The organism is Pseudomonas sp. NPDC098747 (assembly GCF_044760045.1).
Classification (GTDB): domain Bacteria; phylum Pseudomonadota; class Gammaproteobacteria; order Pseudomonadales; family Pseudomonadaceae; genus Aquipseudomonas.
Window position 1 is genome coordinate 30,190 of the sequence record NZ_JBIWAL010000057.1, and the last position, 4,149, is coordinate 34,338.

4 protein-coding genes are annotated in these 4,149 nt (G+C 57.0%); all 4 read left to right on the forward strand.

The window, feature by feature from the left end:
- Nucleotides 1–44: 44 nt before the first annotated feature.
- Nucleotides 45–239, forward strand: a complete 195-nt coding sequence (gene rpmI, locus ACIQVE_RS24745; RefSeq protein WP_402813441.1) for a 50S ribosomal protein L35 — start codon at nucleotides 45–47, stop codon at nucleotides 237–239.
- Between the two features lie 28 nt (nucleotides 240–267).
- Nucleotides 268–624, forward strand: a complete 357-nt coding sequence (gene rplT / locus ACIQVE_RS24750) for a 50S ribosomal protein L20 (RefSeq protein WP_402813424.1) — start codon at nucleotides 268–270, stop codon at nucleotides 622–624.
- A 109-nt stretch (nucleotides 625–733) separates the two neighbouring features.
- A complete protein-coding gene (pheS, locus tag ACIQVE_RS24755; protein WP_402813427.1) occupies nucleotides 734–1,750 on the forward strand; it encodes a phenylalanine--tRNA ligase subunit alpha in 1,017 nt (338 codons plus the stop codon).
- 26 nt (nucleotides 1,751–1,776) lie between these two features.
- On the forward strand, nucleotides 1,777–4,149 hold a 2,373-nt coding region (pheT, locus tag ACIQVE_RS24760), incomplete at its 3' end, for a phenylalanine--tRNA ligase subunit beta (RefSeq protein WP_402813430.1).

Here is a 4,149-nt window from a genome sequence, read left to right on the forward strand (position 1 = left end):
AATCATACTGATAAAAAATATAAAAACAATCAGAATAACACAAAATCCCAAAAATAAAAACTAAAAATGTAGCTGCTAAGCTGTTTCTTAAAACTGATAACGGTATCAAGCACAAGCACGCTTTCAAGAGCCACATCCTGACTAAAATGTCGACCAAGCGTAAGCGTCAACTGCGCGGTAGCAGCTTGCTGCATAAGTCTGACGTCGCAAAAGTCGAGCGCATGCTGCGCCTTCGTTAATTTTAGTCAAGAATAGAGGAAGTAACTCATGGCTCGTGTAAAGCGTGGCGTCATGGCGCGTAAGCGCCACAAGAAAATTCTGAAACTTGCTAAAGGCTACTACGGTGCACGTTCGCGCGTATTCCGTGTTGCCAAGCAAGCGGTTATCAAGGCTGGCCAATACGCCTACCGTGACCGTCGTCAGAAAAAACGTCAGTTCCGCGCTCTGTGGATCGCTCGTATCAACGATGGTGCTCGTGTTAACGGTCTGTCCTACAGCCGTTTCATCGCCGGCCTGAAAAAAGCGTCCATCGAGATCGACCGTAAGGTTCTGGCTGATCTGGCAGTGAACGAAAAAGCGGTGTTTGCTGCGATTGTCGAGAAAGCTAAAGCCACCTTGGCTTAAGTACCCCCGACAATCACCCGGCCTCACTTCCGTGGGGGCGGGTGGTAAACGTCTTAAATAGGGGAAGAGCCTTCAAGCTCTTCCCCTATTTTGTATCTGGAGTCTGTACATGGAAAACCTGGATGCGCTGGTCTCTCAAGCACTAGAGGCTGTGCAAAGCGCTGAAGTTATCAATGCACTGGAGCAAATCCGGGTTCAAGACATTGGCAAAAAGGGTGAATTGACTCAGGTGATGAAGACCCTGGGGAATTTGCCAGCAGAAGAGCGTCCGCAAGTCGGCGCCCTGATCAACGTTGCCAAGGAACGTGTTACAGGCGTTCTCAATGCGCGCATGGCCCTGTTTGAAGAAGCCGAACTGGCTGCCAAACTGTCTGCCGAATCCATTGACGTGACGCTGCCGGGCCGTGGCCAGACCTCTGGTGGTCTGCATCCGGTCACCCGGACTCTGGAACGTGTGGAGCAGTTCTTCACTCGCATTGGCTACGGCATTGCCGAAGGCCCTGAGGTCGAAGACGACTACCACAACTTTGAAGCGCTCAACATCCCAGGCCATCACCCGGCCCGGTCGATGCATGACACCTTCTATTTCAACGCCAACATGTTGCTGCGCACCCACACCTCGCCGGTACAGGTCCGCACCATGGAGTCGAAACAGCCGCCGATCCGCATTGTCTGCCCAGGCCGTGTGTACCGCAGCGACTCCGATATCACCCACTCGCCGATGTTCCACCAGGTCGAAGGCCTGCTGGTCGATCGCGATATCAATTTTGCCGATCTCAAAGGCACCATCGAAGAATTCCTGCGGGTGTTTTTCGAGAAAGAGCTGGCTGTACGTTTCCGCCCTTCGTACTTCCCGTTCACTGAGCCATCCGCCGAAGTCGACATGGAATGCGTGATGTGCAGCGGTAAAGGCTGCCGTGTCTGCAAGCAGACTGGCTGGCTGGAAGTGATGGGCTGCGGCATGGTTCATCCGAACGTGCTGCGCATGTCCGGCATCGACCCGGAAGAGTTCTCCGGCTTTGCCTTCGGCATGGGCGTCGAGCGTCTGGCCATGCTCCGTTACGGCGTGAACGACTTGCGTCTGTTCTTCGACAACGACTTGCGGTTCCTCTCGCTTTTTCGCTAGTCGTATCGAATTCTTAGGAGTGCAGGATGAAATTCAGGGTCCAATGGCTGCGTGGCTGGGTTAGCCCGCAGGTAGATCGCGACGAGCTGGTTGCTCGTCTGTCGATGGCCGGTCTTGAGGTCGATAGCGTTACGCCGGCCGCCGGCGTATTCAGTGGCGTGGTCGTGGGCGAGGTGCTGAGCACCGAGCAACACCCTGATGCCGACAAATTGCGCGTTTGCCAGGTCAGCAATGGCGCGGAAACCTTTCAGGTCGTTTGCGGTGCGCCGAACGTGCGTCCGGGCCTGAAGATTCCGTTCGCCATGATCGGTGCCGAGCTGCCAGGCGACTTCAAGATCAAGAAGGCCAAGCTGCGCGGCGTCGAGTCCAACGGCATGTTGTGCTCACAAGCCGAGCTGAAAGTCGGCGAAGGCAACGACGGCTTGATGGAGCTGCCGGCCGATGCGCCGGTGGGTGAAGATTTCCGTGTGTATCTGGATCTGGAAGATGCCAGCATCGAGGTCGATCTGACCCCGAACCGTGGCGACTGCCTGTCCCTGGCCGGTCTGGCCCGAGAAGTTGGCGCACTGTACGCCGCGCCGGTCACCCGTCCGGTGGTACTCGCCGTTCCTGCCGTGCACGACGAAGTGCGCTCGGTAGAAGTGCTGGCGCCTGCCGCATGCCCGCGTTATCTGGGGCGTGTGATCCGTAACGTCGATCTGTCCAAGCCAACACCGCTGTGGATGGTTGAACGTCTGCGTCGCGCTGACGTGCGCAGCATCGACGCCGCCGTCGACATCACCAACTACGTAATGCTTGAGCTGGGCCAGCCGTTGCACGCGTTCGATCTCGCCGAAATCAATGGCGGCATCCGCGTGCGTATGGCCGAAGAGGGCGAGAAGCTGGTGCTGCTCGATGGTCAGGAAGTCAGCCTGCGTAGCGATACGCTGGTGATCGCAGACCACACGCGTGCCCTGGCAATTGCCGGTGTGATGGGTGGCGAGCACAGCGGTGTCTCTTCGACCACTCGCGATGTATTCCTTGAATCCGCGTTCTTCGATCAGATCGCTGTCGCTGGCAAGGCTCGTTCATACGGCCTGCACACCGACGCGTCGCATCGCTACGAGCGCGGCGTGGACTGGCAGCTGGCGCGTGAAGCCATGGAGCGCGCCACTGGCCTGCTGCTGGAAATCACTGGCGGTGAAGCCGGTCCGATCATCGAGACCGTCAGCGAGCAGCATCTGCCGTCGATCGCGCCGATCACCCTGCGTGCACAGCGCATCACCCAGATGCTTGGCATGGAAATGGATTCGGCACAGGTCGAGCGTCTGCTCAGCGCCTTGGGTCTGAACATTTCTGCTGATGGAGCAGGGCAGTGGCGCGTAGAAGTGCCAAGCCATCGCTTCGACATCAGTCTGGAAGTCGATATGATTGAAGAACTGGCCCGTTTGTACGGTTACAACCGTTTGCCGGTTCGTTACCCGCAAGCGCGTCTGGCGCCGCAAGCCAAGGCTGAAGCGCGTAGCGATCTGCCAGAACTGCGCCGCCTGCTGGTAGCTCGTGGTTATCAGGAAGCGATTACTTACAGCTTCATCGATCCACGGCAGTTCGAACTGTTCAATCCGGGCGTCGAACCGCTGTTGCTCGCCAACCCGATCTCCAACGACATGGCTGCCATGCGTTCTTCGCTGTGGCCAGGCCTGGTCAAGGCGCTGCAGCACAACCTGAACCGCCAGCAAGATCGCGTCCGTCTGTTCGAAAGTGGCTTGCGCTTCGTTGGTCAGCTCGAAGGTCTGAAGCAAGAGCCGATGCTGTCCGGTGTTGTCTGCGGTAGCCGTCTGCCGGAAGGTTGGGCGCAAGGTCGCGACACCATCGATTTCTTCGACGTCAAGGCTGACGTGGAAGCAGTGCTGGGCTTCGCCGGTGCGCTGGATTCGTTCACTTTCGCCCCGGGCAAGCATCCGGCGCTGCACCCGGGTCAAACCGCGCGCATCGAGCGCGAAGGGCGTGAAGTCGGTTTCATTGGCGCCATCCACCCGGAATTGTCGAAAGCCTTGGGTCTGGATCGTCCGGTCTTCGTTTTCGAGCTGGTTCTGGCTGAAGTGGCACTCGGTAAAATGCCGAAATTCCACGAGTTGTCGCGCTTTCCTGAAGTGCGTCGTGATCTTGCATTGATCGCGCACAAAGACGTCGCAGCCTCGGCTGTATTGGACGTAATCCGTGAAAATGCAGGCGAATGGCTCACAGATCTCAGGCTGTTTGACGTATATCAGGGTAAAGGTATTGATCCTGATAGAAAAAGCCTTGCAGTTGGCTTGACCTGGCAGCATCCATCGCGCACTCTTAATGACGATGAGGTGAATTCGACGACGCAAAATATCCTCACCTCGCTCGAACAAAGTTTGAACGCCACGTTAAGG